This is a genomic window from Pantoea sp. S61, from assembly GCF_016625145.1.
Lineage (GTDB): Bacteria > Pseudomonadota > Gammaproteobacteria > Enterobacterales > Enterobacteriaceae > Pantoea > Pantoea rwandensis_B.
Window position 1 is genome coordinate 171,813 of sequence record NZ_JACVUO010000002.1, and the last position, 22,909, is coordinate 194,721.

Sequence of the window (22,909 nt, forward strand, 5' to 3'; positions counted from 1 at the left end):
AATTCAAAATACATGCCCGAATCAATGCAAAATCCGCCTGAATGCTCGAATTTTGGCAAATTGCGCGCATTCTAATGATCGACCTTCAGCTTGTCTACCCTGAGCGACTATTTTTTTGTATTTTTAAGGCTGTTGAATGTTAAAAGGCGAGAAAGGCGATAAAAGAGTGAGACAAGTGAGGAAAATAAACGGTTGCTAAGCGGCAATAATCGCAAACACGTGCTACCACGCATAAATTTTTGACCAAATGGTCAAAAATCGCATCTTACTGACTTCTTAATAGACATAAAGATTGTAAAATGCCAACCACAAGACAAAACAACAACCAAGCCATCATTTTAACAAGTAAAATAAAGGGCAATGATCACATTGCCCTATTCAATCATCATCTTACCGATTGAAATAACCACATCACGATGGTTCACAACACTCACAACATCGATAAATCCAGCACATCTCGCATATCATAGAGGCCAGATTTCTTGTTCTTCAACCAACTTGCCGCCTTAACTGCGCCATTAGCAAAGGTCATGCGGCTGGAAGCCTTATGGGTAATCTCTACACGCTCGCCAATATCAGCAAACATCGCGGTATGCTCACCGACAATATCACCCGCGCGCACGGTTGCGAAACCGATGGTCTGTGCTTTACGCTCGCCGGTATGGCCTTCGCGGGCGTAGACCGCGTGCTCGTCTAAATTCCAGTTCATCGCATCGGCAATGGCTTCGCCCATCGCTAACGCTGTACCTGATGGTGCATCAACTTTATGACGGTGGTGCGCTTCAACGATTTCAATATCAGCATAGTCACCCATCACTTTGGCCGCTTGCTGCAGCAGATTCAGCACCAGGTTCACTCCAACACTAAAGTTAGCGGCAAACACAATGCCAATTTCTTCCGCAGCAGCGCGAATCGCTTCTTTGCCCGCTTCATCGAAACCTGTGGTGCCGATCACCATCGCTTTTTGATGCTCACGGCAGAACGCCAGATATTCCAGCGTGCCTTCCGGGCGAGTAAAGTCGATTAGCACATCAAAATCATTGACCACTTTCAGCAAATCATCGGTAACGGTAATACCGGTTTTACCGATACCAGCCAGTTCACCTGCGTCAGCGCCCAGCAGTGAAGAACCGCTGCGTGCCAGTGCTGCGCCTAACGCGACACCTTCCGCTTGCTGCACGGCCTGAATTAAATTGCGTCCCATGCGGCCCGGCGCACCAACGATAGCAATGCGGATATCACTCATAATTATTCATTCCTGATACAAATCTATGCATGCAAAGCGTAAACAGGTTAACGGTCAGATAACAGTCACGCCACAATAAAAAAGGGATAATAAGAATTTTATGCCAGCCGCCAAACATTATCAGTAAAAGCAATCCCACCTGCTGGAAGTGGTCTTTTTGGCGACGACAGATAAAGAAAAGGCCGAACGATGTCGGCCTGATTCTGTTTCGATAGCAAACGCTTACTGGACGTTGCGCACTTCGACACGCAACTCTTTCGGCACTTCAAACACAATGTTCTCTTCGCGGCCAATCAGCTCAATCGCGGCTTCACCGCCATACTCTTTCAAGCGCTGAATCACCTGCTGCACCAGAATATCCGGTGCCGAGGCGCCCGCCGTCACACCGATGATCTGCTTGCCTTTAACCCACTCTTCCTGAATGTCATCCGCTGAATCGATCAGCTTAGCCAGTTTCCCCGCACGCTGTGCCAGTTCGGCCAGACGGTTGGAGTTAGAGGAGTTTTTCGAGCCAACCACCAGCACCACTTCCGCATCACGCGCCAGAACACGCACGGCTTCCTGGCGGTTAGTGGTGGCGTAACAGATATCATCTTTGCGTGGGCCAATAATTGCCGGGAAGCGCTGACGCAGTGCATCAATCACATCTGACGTATCATCAACCGATAAAGTTGTCTGCGTCATGAAGCACAGATTGCCTTCGTCCTTAACGCTCAGCTTGAACACATCTTCCGGTGACTCCACCAAATACATGCCACCGTTGGGGTTGTTGTACTGCCCCATGGTGCCTTCCACTTCAGGATGTCCGGCATGACCAATCAGAATGGCTTCCACACCTTTACGGCTGGCGCGCGCCACTTCCATATGTACCTTGGTCACCAGCGGACAAGTGGCGTCAAACAGCATAGTGAGATTGCGCGCCTTCGCTTCCGCCCGCACCGCCTGAGAAACGCCGTGAGCGGAGAAAATCAGAATGGCATCGTCTGGCACTTCACTGATCTCTTCAATGAAGATCGCTCCCCGATCGCGCAAGCTACTTACCACGTAGCGGTTATGTACCACTTCGTGACGCACGTAGATCGGTGCACCGTACATCTCCAGCGCGCGCTCCACAATACTGATGGCGCGATCCACGCCTGCACAGAAACCGCGAGGGTTAGCTAACAGGATTTGCATCGCTGGCCTCCAGCACCGGGTCAATCTCCAGCACTTCAATTTCAAACTGAATGCGCTGGCCGGCCAACGGATGGTTAAAATCAACGGTGATAGAGTCACCGGAAATTTCACGGATCACACCCGGCATCTCGCTGCCACCTCTGCCGCTGAACAGCATGATGGAACCGACTTCAGGTTCGCCAGCATCTTTAAAGTCACGGCGCGAAAAGTACTGAACCAGGTCCGGACTGGTGCCACCAAAGGCATCTTCCGGTGCCAGCGTAAAGGCATGCTTATCGCCGACTTTACGTCCTAACAGTTCCTGTTCCAATGCACCCGACAAGCTGCCATCTCCCAGACGGAACAGCGCTGGTTTGCCGTTGGCGCGTGTGGATTCCGCTGTTGAGCCATCTTCCAGCTTCAGCGTGAAATGCACCAGCAACGCGCTATCGCGCTGTACGGACTCAGTCATTTGTTACCCTTTCTCTTTGACCTGTTTGTCTTTCGGCGTGAGGAATCCTTCCAGCACCACCAAGGCCGCACCAATACAGATGCCGCAGTCAGCGATGTTGAAGGTGGCAAAATGCCAGTCACCAACGTAGAAGTCGATGAAATCCACCACGAAGCCGTGATATGCACGGTCAAACAGGTTACCCAACGCCCCGCCGATAATCAGCGCGTAGGCAATATTGGTTAATTTGTTACTTGCACGGTTGCGATACATCATCACCACCAGCGCGACCACAATCGCAATCGCGATGCCGGCAAAGAACCAACGCTGCCAGCCACCTTTATCCGCCAGGAAACTGAACGCCGCGCCATAGTTGTGCGCGTAGAACAGATTCAGGAACGGTATCAGCGGCTGTGTTTCATGCAGCATCATGTTGTTCATGATCCACTGCTTGCTGGCGAAATCGACCACGATCACCACCAGCACCAGCCACAACCAGCGCAATCCGGTAGAGCAGAGTTTACTCATCAGGCAAATTTCCGCACTTCACCGTTGCCGGCTACGTTGGTGTAACAACGTCCACAGACCGCAGCATGCTCCGGATTCTGGCCAACGTCAGTAGTGTAATGCCAGCAACGCGGACATTTCTCGCCTTCTGCTTTATGTAGTGCGATTTTCAGACCTTTCAGTACTTCGCTCTGCTGCGCTTCATCGCTGGCAGTGGCGTAATCCGCCACCGTCGCACCGGAAGTCAGCAAGACAAAACGCAACTCATCGCCCAGCGCCTGCAGTTTAGCGGCCAGTTCAGCATCCGCGTAAAGCGTTACTGCGGCTTCCAGTGCGCCACCGATACGTTTATCGCTGCGCGCTTGCTCGATCACTTTGTTGACTTCGCCGCGCACTTTCAGCAGCTCATCCCAGTAGGCGTCGTTCAGTGCTTCGTTATCCGCCAGACCAAACAGGCCTTCATACCACTCTTCAGTGAATACGTATTTAGCACGTTCACCCGGCAGGTAGCCCCAGATTTCATCAGCAGTGAAGGACATGATTGGCGCCATCCAGCGCACCAGCGCTTCAACAATGTGCCACAGCGCGGTCTGGCAACTACGACGCGCCAGGCTGTCACCTTTCGCGGTGTACTGACGATCTTTGATCACATCAAGATAGAACGAGCCCATTTCGATGGAGCAGAAGTGCATTAGACGCTGCACCACTTCATGGAAATCGTAGTTCTCGTAAGACTGGACGATGTCTTGCTGTGCAGCCAGCGCACGGCCAACCGCCCAGCGATCGACCACCACCATCTCTTCGGGTTTCACGCAATCGGTCGCCGGGTTGAAGCCCGCGAGGTTTGCCAGCAGGAAGCGCGCGGTGTTACGGATACGGCGATAACTGTCAGCGGCACGCTTCAGGATCTCATCGGACACCGCCATTTCACCGGAGTAATCGGTTGAGGCGACCCACAGACGCAAGATATCCGCGCCCAGTTTGTCCATCACATCCTGCGGAGCCACGGTGTTGCCGATGGATTTCGACATCTTGCGGCCCTGGCCGTCCACGGTGAAACCGTGCGTCAGTACCTGACGATAAGGCGCTTTGCCTTTCATCGCCGTCGAAATCATCAGCGAAGACATGAACCAGCCACGATGCTGATCTGAACCTTCCAGATACATATCCGGCGCATGGCCGCCAAATTCCGGGCGCGCATCGACCACGGAGTAGCTGGTTGAGCCTGAATCGAACCACACATCCAGTGTATCCGGCACTTTGACGTAGTTGTCAGCGTCGTCGCCCATCAGATCGCGCGGATCGAGATCCCACCACGCCTGAATGCCATCCTGTTCTACGCACTTCGCGACTTTTTCCATCAGCTCCAGCGTATCCGGATGCAGCTGCTCGGTCTCTTTGTGCACGAACAGCGCCATCGGCACGCCCCAGGTACGCTGACGTGAGATACACCAGTCTGGACGGTTCGCCACCATCGCTTCGATACGCGCCTGGCCCCAATCCGGGATCCATTGCACGCCTTTGATCTCTTTCAGCGACTGCGCACGCAGGCCTTTCTGATCCATGCTGATGAACCACTGAGGGGTAGCACGGAAGATGATCGGAGTTTTGTGGCGCCAGCAGTGCGGATAGCTATGCAGCAGTTTTTCAACGTGCAGCAGTGCGCCTTTCTCTTTCAGCAGCTCAACGATCATTTCGTTGGCTTTAAACACGTTTACGCCGTCCAACGTTGGATAGGTACCTGGCAGGTACGCGCCATCTGGACCGACAGGGTTAGCGGTTTCCAGACCGTATTTCTGGCCGATCACATAGTCATCCGGGCCGTGTCCAGGTGCGGTATGCACTGCACCGGTACCCGCTTCCAGCGTAACGTGCTCGCCCAATACGACTTTCGACTGGATCTGCTCAAGGAACGGGTGCTGGAACAGCTGCAGCTCAAGTGCTGCACCGTTGCATTCGCCCAGGACCGTCCACTCAGCGATGCCCGCGCGCTTCATCACGCTCTCAACCATCTCTTTCGCGAGGATCAAGCTGCGGCCTTCAATCTGCAGCAACTGGTATTCGAACTCAGGATGCAGGGAGATGCCACGGTTGGCCGGCATGGTCCACGGGGTGGTGGTCCAGATCACCAGAGAAACCGGGCCTTCAGAGGCTGCAACGCCAAACTTAGCGCGTACCGCATCAGCATCAACGGCGTTAAACATCACGTCGATAGAAGGGGAGGTTTTGTCGTAGTACTCCACTTCCGCTTCAGCCAGTGCTGAACGGCAATCCATGCACCAGTGCACCGGTTTGGCGCCTTTGTGCAGGTGGCCGTTGCCAATAATTTTACTCAGCGCACGAATGATGTTGGCTTCAGTTTTGAAGTCCATAGTCAGGTACGGACGATCCCAGTCACCCAGTACGCCCAAACGGATAAAGTCTTTCTTCTGGCCTTCAACCTGCTCAGCAGCATAGTTACGGCAGGCGGCACGGAATTCCGCAGCGGAGACTTTCTCGCCCGGTTTACCGATCATCTGCTCAACTTTGTGCTCAATCGGCAAGCCGTGGCAGTCCCAACCGGGTACATATGGCGAGTCGTATCCCGCCATGCCTTTCGACTTAACGATAATGTCTTTCAGAATCTTGTTAACGGAGTGACCAATATGAATGCTGCCGTTCGCGTACGGAGGGCCATCATGCAAAATAAAGGTTTTTTTCCCTTTTTTGGCTTCGCGGATGATGCCGTACAGGTTGTCATCAGTCCAACGTTGCAGCATTCCCGGTTCGCGTTTGGCCAGATCGCCACGCATCGGGAACCCCGTTTCCGGCAAATTCAGGGTAGATTTATAGTCACTCATCAGATTCTCGGTTCCGTATTTCGGTCATTAAGCCGGTGCGTTAAGCCCAAAAAATTGGCGGGCCGTCACCACATCTTTCGCAATTTGTTCTTTCAACGCGTCCAGCGAAGCGAAACGCTGTTCGTCGCGAATCTTCTGTTTCAGCACCACCTCAATGTGGTGGCCATAAAGATTCATATGTGTGTCAAGCAGGTGAACTTCAAGCTGCTGACGCAGACCTTTTACCGTCGGACGTGTGCCAATGTTGGCCACGCCAGCGATGGGCTTGTCGCCCAGGCCTAACACTTCTACCGCAAACACCCCTTTCACCGGCGTTACTGTGCGGCGTAATGGAATGTTAGCGGTGGGGAAACCAATGGTGCGCCCCAGTGCATCACCGTGCACCACGCGCCCTGAAATGCTGAATGGATGGCCCAGCAGCGCTTCTGCCTGCGCAAAATCATCCTGTGCCAGTGCCTGACGTACCGCCGTGCTGCTGATACGCGCACCGCCATCACAATAGGTCTGGGTGCTGATGACGTCGAAGCCATACTCGACACCGGCTTTCTGTAATAACAGGAAATCCCCCTGGCGACCAGCGCCAAAGCGGAAATCATCACCCACTGCGAGAAACTTCACGTTGAGTTTATCGACCAGCAGTTCAGCGATAAAACTTTGTGCGGAGTGTGCCGCAAAACGGCGATCAAAACGGACGCAGAGCACCGCATCAACACCTGCCTGTTCGAGATACTTCAGCTTCTCGCGCAAACGCGTCAGGCGTGCCGGGGCTTTGTCACCGGCAAACAATTCAAGTGGTTGCGGTTCAAACAGCATCACCACCACCGGCAGATTGCGTTGACGTCCTTCAGCAATCAACTCCGCCATCAATGCCTGGTGGCCGCGATGTACGCCGTCAAAATTGCCAATGGTCAGGACGCAGCCGCGATGCTGCTCTTTCAGATTATAAATACCGCGGATAAACTTCATGGCTGACTCAAACCGGTGGAAATCGGCGGATTATACCCTTGAATGGCCTTCAGGTTAACCCGTCTGCGTGCCTTTCCTGCGTATGGTGCAGCTTAATGCGCACGCAACCCATTGCTCAGGCAGGTAATGAAGATTTTTAATGCGAAATACTGTATTCAGCGACGTGTTGCTGGTAGAATCCTGCGCCATCAATTACGTAATCAAGCGCCGTTGCTAAAACGACGCTTATTTGCACAAATCCATTGACAAAAGAAGGCGCAAAAGGCATAGTCCTCGGCCTTTGATTTGTCCATATAGATCACATTTGGGAGTTGGACCTTGGCTAATATCAAATCAGCTAAGAAACGCGCCGTAACATCTGAGAAACGTCGCAAGCATAACGCAAGCAACCGTTCAATGATGCGTACTTTCATCAAGAAAGTATACGCGGCTATCGCAACAGGCGACAAAGCTGCTGCGCAGAACGCATTCAACGAAATGCAACCAATCGTGGACCGTCAGGCTGCTAAAGGTCTGATCCACAAAAACAAAGCTGCACGCCATAAAGCAAACCTGGCTGCACAGATCACCAAACTGGCTTAATCGCCTGTTAGGTTATCGCTTTGTCGAAAGAACCGGCGCTTAGCCGGTTTTTTTATGCCTGCGATTTATGCTCTTCCCGTAAAGCCTTTTCCAGATGCGCATGAATGCGCACCCGACGACACCTTGTAAGGTCACCATTTATGGCGACCACAAGTTACCGTTTCTTAACGCAACTTCACTCGCAACAGTGTATAGCCAATCACTGCTGACAGTAGCGATCCACTCAGAATTCCCAGTTTCGAGAATGTCACCAGCTGCTCATGCGCGGCATCGAAGGCCAGCGAGCTGATAAATATCGACATGGTGAAGCCAATACCACAAAGCACACCTATCGCCATGATATCGCGAATGGTGGTACCGCCTGGCAACACTGCCAGCCGCCATTTCACCGCCAGCCAGCAGAACAGCGTGATGCCCAACGGCTTCCCAATCAGCAGCCCCAGAATGATGCCCAGCGGCTCTGGTGACAGCACATCGCCGAAGGTAATGCCACTCAGTGAAATCCCGGCATTAGCGAAGGCAAACAGCGGCAGGATCAGCCAGTTCACCCATGGCATCAGACCGTGTGCCAGGTGCTCCGCAGGGGAATGCCCTTCTTTCTCTTCTAACGGCACAAAGAAACCGACCACTACGCCTGCCAACGTGGCATGCACGCCTGATTTTAGCACCGCCGTCCACAACACGATGCCCACTAACATATACACCGCGATGTTGCGTACACCACAGCGATTAAGGATTGCCAGCACAACAATTGCGCCTGCTGCCACGCTGAGCGACAGCACGGAAAGATCGCTGGTGTAGAACAGCGCAATAATCACGATAGCGCCGAGATCATCGATGATCGCTAATGCCATCAGGAAAACTTTCAATGCAGTTGGTACACGGCTGCCCAGCAGCGCCAGCACACCAAGGGCAAAGGCAATATCGGTGGCGGTAGGGATTGCCCAACCGTTGCGTGCAATCGGATCGCCATGGTTAAAGAACAGGAAGATCAGTGCGGGCGCGACCATACCGCCCAGCGCCGCAATCACCGGGAAGATAGCCCGGTCACGGCTTGCCAGTTCGCCAGTAATCAACTCACGCTTCACTTCCAGGCCTATTACCAGGAAAAACAGCGCCATCATGGCATCGTTAATCCACAGCAACAGGTTTTTGCTGATATCCAGCGCACCAAAGCGAATCTGTACCGGTTCGGCGAGGAAAGATTGATAGCCACCGGCGGTAGACGGATTGTTGGCGAGAATCATCGCAGCGACCGCTGCCAGAATTAGCACGATACCGGTACTGGCATCGCTCTCAATGAAGCTCTTCAGTAAGCTTCGAAGACTACGGGGTTTGTTCACAACTCCTCCTGAGTAGGGACATGTCGCCCGGTAGTTTAGCGGCGGAATCATCTGGTTAAAAGCAGCTTATGGCTCGTTCATCGCAGGATAAAGCCCTACAAGTTAGCCTAGACCCTAGCCGGACCTTTCACTGCGCTTATTTTGATGACACCACAGGCGAACATAGCACAGAGATGAGGTGCACAATTAAAATCCTGCCTTGTGGCATTACAGCCATAAAAAAAGCGGAGAGTCGCCTCTCCGCTTTAGGGTGAACCACTGACCCGATTAGCGGGTCAGATCGTCAAAGAACTTTTTCACACCGTCGAAGAAGCTTTTGGAGCGCGGGCTGTTTTTCTCACCCGTTGGGCCACCAAAGCTCTCTTCCAGCTCACGCAACAGCGCTTTCTGTTTGTCGTTGAGGCTAACTGGGGTTTCCACCACCACACGACACAGCAGATCGCCCACCGCGCCACCGCGCACTGACTTCACGCCTTTACCGCGCATGCGGAACAGCTTGCCGGTTTGCGTTTCAGACGGCACTTTCAACTTCACGCGACCATCAAGAGTAGGCACTTCGATCTCGCCACCCAATGCCGCCATCGCGAAGTTGATCGGCACTTCACAGTACAGGTTGTTATCTTCACGCTCGAAGATCGGGTGTTTTTTCACCGAGACCTGAACGTACAGATCGCCCGCTGGCGCACCATGTTCACCCGCTTCACCTTCGCCGCTCAGACGAATGCGATCGCCGGTATCCACGCCTGCCGGGATTTTCACCGACAAGGTTTTCTGGCGCTCTACACGGCCATGACCATGACAGGTATTGCACGGATCTTTGATCACCGAGCCACGACCGTGACAGGTCGGACACGCCTGCTGTACGGTAAAGAAGCCCTGACGCATCTGCACCTGGCCTGCACCGTGACAGGTCGAACAGGTTTGCGGCTGGGTACCCGCTTTAGCCCCGCTACCGTGGCAGACATCACACTCTTCCAGGGTTGGAATGCGGATCTCTTTGGTCACGCCGCGTACCGCTTCTTCCAGCGACAGCTCCATGTTGTAGCGTAAATCGGCGCCACGGGCAGCACGCTGACGGCGTCCACCACCAAAAATATCGCCAAATACGTCGCCAAAGATATCGCTGAAGTCAGCACCGCCGCCGCCAAAGCCGCCGCCACCGAATCCACCACCGCCCATGCCACCCTGTTCGAAGGCTGCATGGCCGTACTGGTCATAGGCCGCACGCTTTTGCGCATCGGTCAGGACTTCGTAGGCTTCTTTAATCTCTTTAAACTTAGCTTCGGCTTCTTTATTGTCCGGGTTACGGTCCGGATGGTATTTCATCGCCAGGCGCTTGTAAGCCTTTTTGATTTCACGCTCATCTGCGGATTTAGAGACGCCTAAGATCTCGTAAAAATCACTCTTAGCCATTTTGTTCTGCCCTTAACATGATCGCACGGGCGTGGAGAGATCTCCTACGCCCGTGCTGGTTTCAACGGCTGTCAGGCCAGCCGTCGCGCCCGGTCAGGGGCAATTATTTTTTATCTTTAACTTCTTCGAATTCAGCGTCGACAACATCGTCATCTTTCTTCGCTGAAGCGTCGCCAGCATCTGCTGCGCCCGCCTGGCCTTGCTGCTGCGCCAGTTCCATCAGTTTGCCAGACACTTCCATCAGAGCCTGCATTTTGGCTTCGATTTCTGCTTTATCTTCGCCTTTCAGCGCGGTGTTCAGCTCGGTCAGCGCAGACTCAATCGGTGCTTTGTCTTCAGCAGACAGTTTGTCACCGGCTTCATCCAACTGCTTACGGGTGCTGTGCGCAATCTGGTCACCCTGGTTACGTGTCTGTACCAGTTCTTCGAACTTACGGTCAGACTCGGCATTCGCTTCTGCGTCACGCACCATTTTTTCGATCTCTTCTTCGTTCAGACCTGAAGAAGCTTTGATGGTGATCTTCTGCTCTTTACCGCTGTTCTTGTCCTTCGCAGACACGTGCAGGATACCATCGGCATCGATATCGAAGGTCACTTCGATCTGCGGCATACCGCGCGGTGCAGCCTGGATACCGTCGAGGTTGAACTGGCCCAGAGATTTGTTATCACCTGAACGCTTACGCTCACCCTGCAGCACGTGAATGGTCACGGCAGACTGGTTATCTTCAGCGGTTGAGAACACCTGGCTGTGCTTGGTTGGGATGGTGGTGTTCTTGCTGATCAGCGCAGTCATCACGCCACCCATGGTTTCGATACCCAGCGACAGCGGGGTTACGTCCAGCAGCAGAACGTCCTTCACTTCACCAGCCAGCACACCGCCCTGAACCGCAGCACCCACAGCAACTGCTTCATCTGGGTTCACATCTTTACGTGGCTCTTTACCAAAGAACTCAGTGACTTTGGCCTGAACCATTGGCATACGGGTCTGACCACCAACGAGGATAACGTCGTTGATATCAGAAACAGACAGACCTGCATCTTGCAGCGCAACTTTCAGTGGCTCGATAGAACGGGTCACCAGATCTTCAACCAGTGATTCCAGCTTCGCACGGGTCACTTTGATGTTCAGGTGCTTAGGACCGGTTGCATCTGCAGTGATGTATGGCAAGTTAACGTCGGTCTGCTGTGCAGAAGACAGTTCAATCTTCGCTTTTTCAGCCGCTTCTTTCAGACGCTGCATTGCCAGTGGATCGTTATGCAGATCGATACCCTGGTCTTTCTTGAACTCTGCTACCAGGTAGTTGATCAGACGGCTGTCGAAGTCTTCACCACCGAGGTGAGTATCACCATTGGTCGCCAGCACTTCGAAGGTTTTCTCGCCATCAACTTCATCGATTTCGATGATAGAGATATCGAAAGTACCACCACCCAGGTCATATACCGCGATAGTGCGGTTGCCCTGACCTTTGTCCAGACCGTAAGCCAGTGCAGCTGCGGTAGGTTCGTTGATAATACGTTTTACGTCCAGACCCGCGATACGGCCGGCATCTTTGGTTGCCTGACGCTGTGCATCGTTGAAGTAAGCTGGAACAGTGATAACCGCTTCGGTTACCGCTTCACCGAGGAAATCTTCCGCGGTTTTCTTCATCTTTTTCAGCACTTCAGCAGAGATCTGCGGTGGTGCCATTTTCTGGTCTTTCACGTTCAACCATGCGTCACCGTTATCAGAACCGATGATTTTGTACGGCATGATTTTGATATCACGCTGCACTTCTTCGTCCTGGAAACGACGGCCAATCAGGCGCTTGATCGCGAACAGGGTGTTCTGCGGGTTAGTCACCGCCTGACGTTTAGCCGGCTGACCGACCAGAGTTTCGCCATCTTGTGTATATGCAATGATTGACGGTGTGGTGCGATCGCCTTCGGCGTTTTCAAGCACACGTGCTTTACCACCATCCATAACCGCAACACATGAGTTGGTTGTACCCAAGTCAATACCAATAATCTTACCCATCTAAACGTCTCCCACTTAAATTCTTTGTCAATTAGCGTTGTTAGCAGATGTGCGGTCAAACTGACCCTTTTCAACTGCTGTAACAGGCTTTTTTTGCTGCCTGCCATCACTCGATGACAACTAAATGGGGCCGCTTCAGAGCGCATCAAGGGTTAAAACTAAAATATTTTTAAAAAAATGCGGAAAAGAAAAAGGCGCTTACGCGCCTTGAGTTAAACATTTACCTGATTGAGCAGTGTCGATCGCTGTTTTTCGCTCTGAAGCCAGAGGCCGACCAGCAAACCAATCAACGCCAGCGCCAACACATACCAGGCAGGTGCCATCGGCGTGAGTTGCATCATTAGCGTCACGCTAATGGGTGTCAGACCGCCGAAAATCGCATAGGCCACATTGTATGAGAAGGAGATGCCGGTGAAACGCACCGCCGCCGGGAACGCTTTAACCATCACAAAAGGCACCACACCCACCACGCCAACGCTCAATCCCGCCAGTCCATACCAGACAAACAGCATCTCCGGCGAACCACCCAACTGATGGAAGAAGTTCCAGCTAAAGATAGCCAGCAGCAATGAGCCGATAATCAGCGTCAGCGCAGCACCAAAGCGATCCACCAGCCAGCCCGCTATCACACAGCCAAACAGCAGCATAATGGTAGCGACACTGTTGGCTTGCAGACTCAATGCTGCAGGGATGCCATGCTGTTTCTGCATCAGCGTGGGCGCCATCAGAATCACCACCACGATGCAGGCCGAGAGCAACCAGGTCAGCAGCATCGAAATCACAATGCCGCGCTTATGGCTGGCAAGGATGGTTTGCAGCGGCAGCTTGTCAGACAGCGCTTTACGCTGCTGCATCTGCTTAAACACCGGCGTTTCGTGCAGCCAGCGGCGCAGATACATCGCCAGCAAGCCGAATAAGCCACCGAGGAAAAACGGAATGCGCCAGCCGTGATCGCGAATCGCAGCCGGTGAAAGTGTGGTGTTCAGCACCGTCGCCACTAGCGAACCCAGCAAAATGCCCGCGGTTAAACCCGCTGTCAGCGTGCCACAGGCAAAACCAATACGTTTTTCCGGCACATGTTCAGCCACGAAGACCCACGCACCCGGCACCTCGCCACCAATCGCGGCGCCCTGCAGCACGCGCATCAGCAACATCAAAATCGGCGCTGCGATGCCAATGCTGGCATAAGTCGGCAGTGCGCCCATTGCCAGCGTGGGTAACGCCATTAACAGAATGCTCAGACTAAACATCTTCTTGCGCCCAACTTTGTCACCAAAGTGCGCCATGATGATGCCGCCCAGCGGACGCGCCAGATAACCTGCGGCGAAAATCGCGAAGGTCTGTACCTGACGCAACCACTCTGGGATATCCGGTGGGAAAAATAGCTCGCCGATTACGGCGGCGAAGAAAACGAAGATGATGAAGTCGTAGAATTCCAGTGCCCCGCCGAGGGCGGCCAGCGACAGGGTTTTATAATCCTGGCCGTTGAGACGGCGCGTTGTATGTGCATCCATAGTCGTGCGGTATCCAGAGACAAAGTCAGTGTGGTTGTAAAGCTGGAGTTACTATACCGTCAATATTTCGCCACACCAGTATCGCTGAATTTTATGCCTGAAAACGGCGATTTTCAGACGTTTGTCTCACGCCTTGCACTTTTAGGACGAAATGCTGCTACCACTTCGGGATCGGTTTCCACGTAGGGCCCTTCCAGCAACTGTAAACAATAAGGTACAGCAGCAAAAATACCCGGCACTTTCACTGCACCATCTTCTGCTTTCAGCCCTTCCAGTGTCTCTTTGATGGATTTGGGCTGGCCCGGCAGATTAAGGATCAGCGACTGTTTGCGGATCACCCCCACCTGACGCGAAAGGATCGCAGTCGGCACAAACTGCAGGCTGATTTGACGCATCTGTTCGCCAAAGCCCGGCATCTCACGATCGGCGACTGCCAGTGTAGCATCGGGCGTAACATCGCGGCGCGCAGGACCGGTTCCGCCGGTGGTCAGCACCAGATTGCAGAACAGTTCATCGACCAGTTCACAGATCGCCTGTTCAATCATCGGCTGCTCATCGGGTACTAAACGGGTTTCGATTTCAAACGGGGTAGTCAGCGCGGCGGCGAGCCAGCTTTCCAGCGCCGGAATGCCTTGATCCTGATAAATGCCATTAGCAGCACGATCGGAAACGGAAATTAATCCAATACGCAAAGTATCCATTGAGTTATCGCTGTGGTTGACCGCAAGGCGGCAAATAAAGAGGGATGCAAAGAGGATAATACAAAGCGGAGTCGAGGGAAAAGCGTAAAACCGTGGCGACAGCTGCCGCCACGGTAAATCACCTTACAGCAGTTCGGCGATCATCTTCTCAAGTTTGCCCTGATCGATGGCAAAGTTGCGGATACCTTCAGCCAGTTTGGTCACGGCCATTGGATCCTGGTTGTGCTGCCAGAAGAACTCAGCTTCGGTCATTTTCGCAGGGCGCGCTTTGACTTCACCGGTATAGCTCAGCTTGCGCTCAACCGCACCTTCGCTCTCTGCCAGCTCTTTCAGCAGGCCCGGAGAGATGGTCAGACGGTCACAGCCGGCCAGTTCGATGATTTCACCGATGTTACGGAAGCTGGCACCCATTACCACAGTTTCATAACCGTGCTGTTTGTAATAGTTGTAGATTTCCGCCACCGACACCACGCCTGGATCTTCATGCGCAGCGTACTCTTTCTTATCGGTGTTCTGCTTGTACCAGTCGAGGATACGGCCTACGAATGGCGAGATCAGGAACACGCCTGCTTCCGCACATGCACGCGCCTGCGCGAAAGAGAACAGCAGAGTCAGGTTACAGTTGATGCCTTCTTTTTCCAGCTGCTCAGCAGCACGGATGCCCTGCCAGGTTGAAGCCAGTTTGATCAGGATACGGTCGTTGCTGATGCCCGCATCGTTGTACAGCTTGATCAGGCTACGTGCCTTCGCGATGCTCGCTTCGGTGTCGTAGGAGAGACGTGCGTCAACTTCGGTAGAGATACGGCCTGGGATCAGTTTCAGAATTTCCAGACCAATGTTGACGGCCAGCTTGTCAGAAACCAGTGCCAGCTGCTCTTCTTTGTTGCTGCTCTGCTGACGTGCCCAGGTAATGGCTTCGTCAATCAGTTTGCGGTATTCAGGGATTTGAGCGGCGTTGAGGATCAAAGAAGGGTTGGTGGTCGCATCTTGCGGCTGATAAAGCTTCATCGCCGCGATATCACCGGTGTCGGCGACCACAGTAGTCAGCTGACGCAAGGAAGTAAGTTTGTCCGTCATGGTTCTCTTTCTCTTAGGTTGACTGTCAGGGTGTAAAAGGCTGTTGGGATAATATCACGCACAATTCAGTGCGCAACATCACGAAGTGCCTCATTACGATAGCGCTAACAAATGGGAGCGATTTGCCGATCCGTGCAGCTTTTTTGCTACACTCGTCGCAACTTAATTCCCATCAATCCCCTGTTAACAGGCGGGTCAACAAGGACAAACACGATGCTGATGGTTATCTCGCCAGCGAAGACACTGGATTTTGAAAGCCCGCTGGCGACACAGCGCTTTACGCAGTCAACACTGTTAGAAAAATCACAACAGCTGATCGATGTTGCGCGCGATCTTTCACCGGCGCAGATCAGTTCACTGATGGGCATCAGCGATAAACTGGCACATCTGAATGCCGAACGCTTCAACCAGTGGCAGCCGCCCTTCACGCTCGACAATGCCCGACAGGCAATTCTGGCGTTTAAAGGCGACGTGTACACCGGTTTGCAGGCTGAGACGTTCAGTGATGCAGATTTCGATTTTGCCCAGCAGCACCTGCGCATGCTGTCCGGTTTATACGGCGTGCTGCGTCCGCTGGATTTGATGCAGCCTTACCGCCTGGAAATGGGCATCAAGCTGGCCAACCCGGCGGCAAAAGATCTCTACGGTTTCTGGGGTGATTTACTGACGCAGAAGCTGAATGACGCAATGGCCGAGCAAGGCGATGAGGTGCTGATCAACCTCGCATCCGATGAGTACTTCAAAGCGGTGAAGCCGAAGCAACTGAACGGTGAGTTGATCAAGCCGGTGTTCCTCGATGAGAAAAACGGCAAGTTTAAGGTGATCAGTTTTTACGCCAAGAAAGCGCGTGGCCTGATGAGCCGCTATGTGATTCAGAACCGCCTGAGCAAGCCCGAGCAGCTGAAACAGTTTGATGTCGATGGCTACTTCTTTGCGGCTGACGAGAGCAAGGGTAACGAGTTGGTGTTTAAGCGCCGCGAGCAGAAATAAAAAAAGGTCGCCAACAGGGCGACCTTCCTCTCTTTGACGCGCATCAATGCGCGCCTGTTTGCATCACTTCAGCAAAAACTTACGCAGCTCAGCAAAGTCTGCCGTCATATTATGCGACAGCAGTGGCAGCTCAGCGCGCCCTGCCAGTTCTTTCGGCAACGGCAGTTCCTGACCCAAAATCTCATCCACGCTCTCTTTGAACTTGGCCGGATGCGCAGTGCCGAGGAACAGACCGAATTCGCCTTCCTGCAGGTTGTCACGCAGCATGCGATAGGCAATCGCCGCGTGCGGCTCAGAGATATAGCCAATTTCCGCCAGCTCACGCATGGTGGCTTTGGTGGTCTCATCCGATACCGCGCCAGACACCAGATCGGTCAGGCGCCAGGTTTTACGACGGAACAGCTCTTCCACGCGCGGCCAGTTATTCGGCTGGCTGACATCCATGGCGTTCGACAGGGTTGCCACTGTCGCATTCGGTAGCCATTCACCGTTGCCCAGGAAGCGTGGCACGGTGTCGTTGGCGTTGGTTGCCGCGATAAAGCGCTTGATCGGTAAGCCGAGTGATTTCGCCAGCAGACCCGCGGTCAGGTCACCAAAGTTACCGCTTGGCACGGAGACCACCAGCTGATTGCGCTGCTCTTGTGGCAGTTGCGCCACCGCTTCGAAGTAGTAGCAAATCTGCGCCAGCAAGCGGCTGATGTTGATGGAGTTAGCCGAGTTCAGGCCAATCGCTTTCTTCAGCTCTTCGTCATCAAACGCCTGCTTCACCAGCGCCTGGCAGGCATCGAAATCGCCTTCCACCGCGATGGTTTCAATATTGCCGCCCAGCGTACAGAACAGTTTTTCCTGCAGCGGGCTGATCTTGCCCTGCGGATAGAGGATAACGACGCGCACGTTTTCCATGCCGTAGAAGGCATGGGCCACCGCGGCACCGGTGTCGCCGGAGGTCGCGGTCAGAATGGTGATTTGCTCATCAGCGCCCGACACATAAGAGAGCATCTGCGCCATGAAACGACCGCCGAAGTCTTTGAATGCCAGCGTTGGGCCGTGGAACAGTTCGAGGCAGGCCACATCGTCACTGACTTTCGCCACTGGCGCCGGGAAGGCAAAGGCGTTTTTCACGCGCTCAGCCAGCTGGTGCGCGGCAATCTCATCGCCAATATAAGCTGAGAGAATTTTGCTGCTGCGGCTGACGAAATCCATCTCCAGCATCGCATCGATGTCGGTCAGTTCGAATTCCGGCAGTTCGAGCGGGAAGAACAGCCCTTGCTGCGAGCCGAGGCCCTGTTTAACGGCCTGAGCAAAACTAACCTGCTCGTTGTGATCCTTAAGGTTGTAGAGTTTCATGCGTTATCCCAAGTTACGTGCGCCAGCCGTATCAAGACGGCAGATATGGACGAAGCCTTCATCGTTCTGCAGATAGTGCTGGCTCAGCCAGTCTGCCATCCGCTGTGCCGTTGCCATCTCGTTGCAAACGGCGAAAAGTGTCGGACCGGAGCCCGAAATACCGCAAGCCAACGCGCCGATATCGGCAGCCGCCTGGCGCGCCTCAGCGAAGCCCGGCAGCAGTTTGGTGCGGTAAGGTTCTGCAATCACATCCTGCATCAGTTTAGCTGCCAGCAGCGGCTGGCGGGTATGACAGGCGTGAATAAAGCCCGCCAGCAGACGGCCATGCTTGATGGCATCGTCTTTGCGGTACTGCGCAGGCAGAATCGCGCGTGCTTCAGCGGTTGAGACTTTAATGCCTGGGTAGGCCATCACCCACAGCCAGTCATCAAAGCACGGCACATCCTGTGAGATGATACCGTTCTCTTCAATCATCAGCTGCACACCGCCGAGGAAGCAAGGCGCAACGTTATCAAAGTGCACGCTGCCCGAAATACGCCCTTCCAGCTCGCCCATTAAGGCCAGCAGCTCGGTATCGTTCAACGGCTTGCCGCAGAACTCGTTCATCGCCATCAAACCGGCCACCACCGAGCAGGCGCTGGAACCCAGACCTGAACCGATCGGCATATTTTTTTCCAGCGTCATCGCGACAGGCACTTCTTTGCCAATCGCCTGGCAGAAACGTTCCCAGCACTGATAAACGATGTTCTCTTGCGGATTGGTTGGCAGCTTGCTGACAAAGCGCCCGATGTTCACCAGACTGAAGCTGTCGGCCGCTTCTACCGATACGCAGTCACCCAACAGGGTGCCATCCACCGGCGAAACCGCCGCGCCCAGCACATCAAAGCCGACGCTGACGTTACCTATTGAGGCCGGTGCATAAATTTTTACCATCATCAAACTCCCAACTTCCACGACAGTGTACGCAGCAAGTCGGCAAACACGCCGGCCGCTGTGACATCATTCCCCGCGCCGTATCCACGCAGAACCAGCGGGATCGGCTGATAATAGCGGCTGTAAAACGCCAGCGCGTTTTCGCCGTTCTTCACTTTGTACAGCGGATCGTTGCCGTCCACCGCATCGATTTTCACTTTGCAGACGCCGCCTTCTTCAATGGCGCCGACGAAGCGTAACACTTTACCTTCATCACGCGCTTTGGCAACGCGGGCGGCAAAAGCATCATCCAGTTCCGGCAGGCGCGCCATAAACTGCTCAACGTCAGCGATGTCGGTGAGTTCAGCGGGCAGCAGCGGCTCAATCTCGATATCGCTCAGCTCCAGTTGATGTCCCGCTTCACGCGCCAGAATCAGCAGTTTACGCGCCACATCGGTACCGGAGAGATCGTCACGCGGATCCGGCTCGGTGAAGCCCATTTCACGCGCCATTTTGGTGGCTTCCGACAGCGAAACGCCTTCATCGAGCTTGCCGAAAATAAAGGAGAGCGAACCGGAGAGGATACCGGAGAATTTAATCAGCTCATCACCCGCATTCAGCAAGTTTTGCAGGTTTTCGATCACCGGCAGACCCGCACCGACGTTGGTGTCGTACAGGAACTTACGACGCGATTTCGCCGCGGCCGCACGCATCTGCTGATAGTAATTCCACGACGAGGTATTGGCCTTTTTGTTCGGCGTCACCACGTGGAAACCTTCAGCGAGGAAGTCAGCATATTGATCGGCCACCGCCTGGCTGGAAGTACAGTCCACGATCACCGGGTTCAGCAGGTGATACTCCTTCACCAGACGCATCAGACGACCCAGGTTGAACGGCTCTTTGGCTTCGCTCAATGCGCCTTTCCAGTTGCTGAGATCGATGCCGTGCACGTTGGTTAACAGCGCACGCGAATTGGCGATACCACACACGCGCAGATCGATATGTTTCTCTTTCAACCACGCCTGCTGACGATGCAGCTGCTCCAGCAACGCCGCGCCGACACCGCCCACGCCCACGACGAACACTTCGATCACCTGATCGGTGGCGAACAGCATCTGATGCACCACGCGCACGCCAGTGGTGACTTCATCGTTGCTTACCACCACCGAAATGGAACGCTCGGAAGAGCCCTGTGCAATCGCTACGATGTTGATGTTGGCGCGTGCCAGTGCCGAGAAGAATTTGGCGGAGATGCCGCGCAAGGTGCGCATGCCATCGCCGACCACGGAAATCACCGCCAACTGCTCCAGCACATCAAGTGGATCCAGCAGGCCATCTTTCAGCTCCAGATAGAACTCTTCTTCCAATACACGGCGCGCGCGCGCCTGCTCACTCTGCGGCACGCAGAAACTGATACTGTATTCAGAAGAGGATTGGGTGATCAGCACCACTGAGATGCCGGTGCGCGACATCGCCGCAAACACGCGTGCTGCCATACCGACCATGCCTTTCATGCCCGGACCGGAGACGTTAAACATCGCCATATTATTCAGGTTGGTGATGCCTTTCACCGGGTTCTCATCCAGCTCGCCTTCGCCACCGATTAAGGTGCCGGGCGCTTGCGGGTTAGCGGTATTTTTGATCAGGCAAGGAATCTGGAACTGAGCAATCGGGGCAATGGTGCGCGGATGCAGGACTTTTGCTCCGAAATAAGACAGCTCCATCGCTTCCTGGTAGGACATCGACTTCAGCAGTCGCGCATCCGGCACCTGACGCGGGTCGCAAGTATAGACGCCGTCTACGTCAGTCCAGATTTCACAGCAGTCCGCACGTAAGCATGCCGCCAGCACTGCTGCCGAGTAATCAGAGCCATTACGGCCCAGCACCACCAGTTCGCCCTTCTCGTTTCCGGCGGTGAATCCCGCCATCAGGATCATGTGATCGGCAGGGATCTGGCTGGCCGCGATGCGACGGGTAGATTCGGCGATATCCACAGTGGATTCAAGGTAATGACCGACAGCCAGCAGTTTCTCCACCGGGTCGATCACCGTGACTTTGTGGCCGCGCGCCTGCAGCAGCGCTTCCATGATGGCGATAGAGAGCTTCTCACCACGACAGATAATGCCGGCATTCACCGCATCCGGGCACTGGCCCAGCAGGCTGATGCCGTGCAGCACCTGTTTCAGCTGGGCAAATTCCAGTTCAATGCGGGTTTTCAGGCCATCATAATCGAAGCCCGGCTGCGCCTCCGCCAGGCCCTGCAGCAGGTCGGCAAAAATCCGTTCGGCATCGCTGATATTCGTCAGTGCGTCCTGGCCGCTAATGGTTTTCTCAATCATCGCCACCAGATGATTGGTGATTTTCGCTGGCGCAGAGAGCACGGTAGCAACCTGTCCCTGTTGCGCGTTGCTTTCCAGAATATCTGCCACGCGGAGAAAACGTTCCGCATTGGCTACTGAGGTTCCGCCGAATTTCAGCACTCGCATGATTGAAGCTCTCCTGAATTTTTGCCGAAAAAAAAGCCCGCACTGTTTAGGTGCGGGCTTTTTTCTTTGTTTTTCCTGTATGCGTCAGCCCGCACCGTTACCTGTGGTAATGGTGGTGGTAATAATAATTGTGGTGTTCAGGCTGTGATTACGCATTGAGATTTTTTCTGTCTGTCTTTGTCTTGTCCGTCTGCCTTCCAGAAGTAAAGCAAAGCGCACGTTAAGTCAACGAATTTGTCTTAGCCGCAATTTTGAGGCGACTGCGCAGAGTTCGGTTTTTGCGCGTAAATCATATTGGGATCGTTCAACTGATCGCCCTGTTTCCCGATCAGTCACTATTAAAACCGATATTCACCGATTATTTATCTATAAGTTTTTTTTCTACATCATGTAGCAGGCGATGCAGCATGGCGCTATCGCGCTGTTCCAGCAGGCCAATACGCTGATCGATCCAGTCTGTCATTTTGGCATCATCGCTCACCTCCAGTTTCACCAGCAGTTGGTGGAAGCGCTCGCGCAGCGCCTGCAGCTGGTGTTCGTTCGCCACCTCTTTCACTTCTGCCGCGACCTGATTCAGCGCCGACAGCTGATAGCAGTAAACCATCACCGCCTGTCCGAGGTTGAGTGAAGGGTAATCATTGGCCATCGGAATGCCGGTCAGCAGATCGACCTGATCCAGCTCTTCATTGGTTAAGCCGCTGTCCTCACGACCAAACACCAGCGCGATTCGGCTCAGCCACTGGCGCTTCTCTTGCAGAATGGTTTCGACTTGCGCCGGCGTGGCGTAGTAGCGGAACTTCGCACGACTGCGGGCGGTGGTGGCGACCGAGAAATCGACATCGGCCAGCGCCTCACTCAGCGTGGCGTAGGTTTTGACATTATCGAGAATCTCACCGGCACCGTGCGCAACACGACGCGCAGCCGGGTCTTGCCAGGCATCGCTGGCAACAATACGCAGTTCGCTAAAACCCATGGTTTTCATGGCACGAGCGGCCGCGCCGATATTTTCCGGACGGGCGGGTGAGACAAGGATCAGGGGGAAATGCATGATTTTTCCATCGAACTGTTAACAACTCGCCCTATGTTGGCACGCAGTGGCAAAAATACCAACCGCACGGACAAGAGAAAATAAGATGTTAAGGATGTTAAAAGAGGATAAAAGCGATGGAGAGAAGATATTGTGGGATATAACTAAAATTTCCATGCTTAATTAATATAATTCTATTATTTTTCATATTATTAAAATATTATTTCCTGCAGGTTTTAGTTTTACCGTTATGCAGCCAAAATGTAGCAAAAATGCTGCTTTTTGTGAGCTAAGCTGGCATTCCTGGAGAAGTTTTTCATAAAAGTGTTAACGTGCTA

19 protein-coding genes and 1 other annotated feature are annotated in these 22,909 nt (G+C 53.7%); of the genes, 2 read left to right on the forward strand and 17 right to left on the reverse strand.

The window, feature by feature from the left end:
• Window positions 1-430: 430 nt before the first annotated feature.
• The 6 genes from dapB to ribF all read right to left on the reverse strand — a co-directional run bounded on the left by dapB (window position 431) and on the right by ribF (window position 7,165).
• Window positions 431-1,246, reverse strand: a complete 816-nt coding sequence (gene dapB / locus IAE30_RS06140; protein ID WP_038649141.1) for a 4-hydroxy-tetrahydrodipicolinate reductase — start codon at window positions 1,244-1,246, stop codon at window positions 431-433.
• Window positions 1,247-1,468: 222 nt separating this feature from the next.
• Entirely contained in the window at window positions 1,469-2,422 is a 954-nt protein-coding gene (ispH, locus tag IAE30_RS06145; protein WP_034826097.1) for a 4-hydroxy-3-methylbut-2-enyl diphosphate reductase, read from the reverse strand.
• A complete protein-coding gene (fkpB, locus tag IAE30_RS06150; RefSeq protein WP_034826099.1) occupies window positions 2,403-2,873 on the reverse strand; it encodes an FKBP-type peptidyl-prolyl cis-trans isomerase in 471 nt (156 codons plus the stop codon). The genes ispH and fkpB overlap by 20 nt, the downstream gene beginning before the upstream one ends.
• Window positions 2,874-2,876: 3 nt before the next feature.
• On the reverse strand, window positions 2,877-3,380 hold the full coding sequence (gene lspA / locus IAE30_RS06155; protein ID WP_038649144.1) for a signal peptidase II: 504 nt from the start codon (window positions 3,378-3,380) through the stop codon (window positions 2,877-2,879).
• A complete protein-coding gene (ileS, locus tag IAE30_RS06160; protein WP_200678553.1) occupies window positions 3,380-6,199 on the reverse strand; it encodes an isoleucine--tRNA ligase in 2,820 nt (939 codons plus the stop codon). Before ileS ends, lspA begins: the two co-directional genes overlap by 1 nt.
• A 27-nt stretch (window positions 6,200-6,226) precedes the next feature.
• Window positions 6,227-7,165: a bifunctional riboflavin kinase/FAD synthetase gene (ribF, locus tag IAE30_RS06165; RefSeq protein WP_034826105.1), complete on the reverse strand. Its 939-nt coding sequence runs from the start codon at window positions 7,163-7,165 to the stop codon at window positions 6,227-6,229.
• Between the two features lie 318 nt (window positions 7,166-7,483).
• Here ribF and rpsT point away from each other — a divergent pair, with 318 nt between their 5' ends.
• Entirely contained in the window at window positions 7,484-7,747 is a 264-nt protein-coding gene (gene rpsT / locus IAE30_RS06170; RefSeq protein WP_034826107.1) for a 30S ribosomal protein S20, read from the forward strand.
• Window positions 7,748-7,911: 164 nt separating this feature from the next.
• On the opposite strand, the gene nhaA is transcribed toward rpsT, so the two are convergent.
• The 6 genes from nhaA to tal form a co-directional block, all read right to left on the reverse strand.
• Window positions 7,912-9,090 (reverse strand): Na+/H+ antiporter NhaA, encoded by a 1,179-nt coding sequence (gene nhaA, locus IAE30_RS06175; protein ID WP_038649150.1) that lies wholly within the window; start codon window positions 9,088-9,090, stop codon window positions 7,912-7,914.
• Between the two features lie 267 nt (window positions 9,091-9,357).
• A complete protein-coding gene (gene dnaJ / locus IAE30_RS06180; protein ID WP_200678555.1) occupies window positions 9,358-10,503 on the reverse strand; it encodes a molecular chaperone DnaJ in 1,146 nt (381 codons plus the stop codon).
• Window positions 10,504-10,606: 103 nt separating this feature from the next.
• On the reverse strand, window positions 10,607-12,517 hold the full coding sequence (gene dnaK, locus IAE30_RS06185) for a molecular chaperone DnaK (protein WP_045816722.1): 1,911 nt from the start codon (window positions 12,515-12,517) through the stop codon (window positions 10,607-10,609).
• Window positions 12,518-12,729: 212 nt separating this feature from the next.
• Window positions 12,730-14,031 (reverse strand): MFS transporter, encoded by a 1,302-nt coding sequence (locus IAE30_RS06190; protein ID WP_200678557.1) that lies wholly within the window; start codon window positions 14,029-14,031, stop codon window positions 12,730-12,732.
• Between the two features lie 113 nt (window positions 14,032-14,144).
• A complete protein-coding gene (gene mog, locus IAE30_RS06195) occupies window positions 14,145-14,732 on the reverse strand; it encodes a molybdopterin adenylyltransferase (RefSeq protein ID WP_038649159.1) in 588 nt (195 codons plus the stop codon).
• Between the two features lie 123 nt (window positions 14,733-14,855).
• Window positions 14,856-15,809 carry a transaldolase gene (gene tal / locus IAE30_RS06200; RefSeq protein ID WP_034826122.1) on the reverse strand — a complete coding sequence of 318 codons (954 nt, stop codon included), beginning with the start codon at window positions 15,807-15,809 and terminating at the stop codon, window positions 14,856-14,858.
• 213 nt (window positions 15,810-16,022) lie between these two features.
• Between tal and yaaA the strand changes: the two genes are divergently transcribed.
• Window positions 16,023-16,799, forward strand: a complete 777-nt coding sequence (gene yaaA, locus IAE30_RS06205) for a peroxide stress protein YaaA (protein WP_045816719.1) — start codon at window positions 16,023-16,025, stop codon at window positions 16,797-16,799.
• Window positions 16,800-16,862: 63 nt separating this feature from the next.
• Here yaaA and thrC read toward each other — a convergent pair whose 3' ends face one another.
• From thrC to IAE30_RS06230, 5 genes are all read right to left on the reverse strand, one after another.
• Entirely contained in the window at window positions 16,863-18,146 is a 1,284-nt protein-coding gene (gene thrC, locus IAE30_RS06210) for a threonine synthase (RefSeq protein WP_200678559.1), read from the reverse strand.
• A 3-nt stretch (window positions 18,147-18,149) separates the two neighbouring features.
• Window positions 18,150-19,079 (reverse strand): homoserine kinase, encoded by a 930-nt coding sequence (thrB, locus tag IAE30_RS06215; RefSeq protein WP_200679082.1) that lies wholly within the window; start codon window positions 19,077-19,079, stop codon window positions 18,150-18,152.
• 2 nt (window positions 19,080-19,081) lie between these two features.
• Window positions 19,082-21,544 (reverse strand): bifunctional aspartate kinase/homoserine dehydrogenase I, encoded by a 2,463-nt coding sequence (gene thrA, locus IAE30_RS06220; RefSeq protein ID WP_200678561.1) that lies wholly within the window; start codon window positions 21,542-21,544, stop codon window positions 19,082-19,084.
• 26 nt (window positions 21,545-21,570) lie between these two features.
• Window positions 21,571-21,693, reverse strand: a sequence feature (Thr leader region).
• Window positions 21,629-21,700, reverse strand: coding sequence for a thr operon leader peptide (gene thrL / locus IAE30_RS06225; RefSeq protein ID WP_128601299.1), 72 nt, complete (start codon window positions 21,698-21,700; stop codon window positions 21,629-21,631). (Overlaps the previous feature by 65 nt.)
• A gap of 202 nt (window positions 21,701-21,902) precedes the next feature.
• A complete protein-coding gene (locus IAE30_RS06230; protein ID WP_200678563.1) occupies window positions 21,903-22,592 on the reverse strand; it encodes a tRNA/rRNA methyltransferase in 690 nt (229 codons plus the stop codon).
• Window positions 22,593-22,909 lie beyond the last annotated feature (317 nt).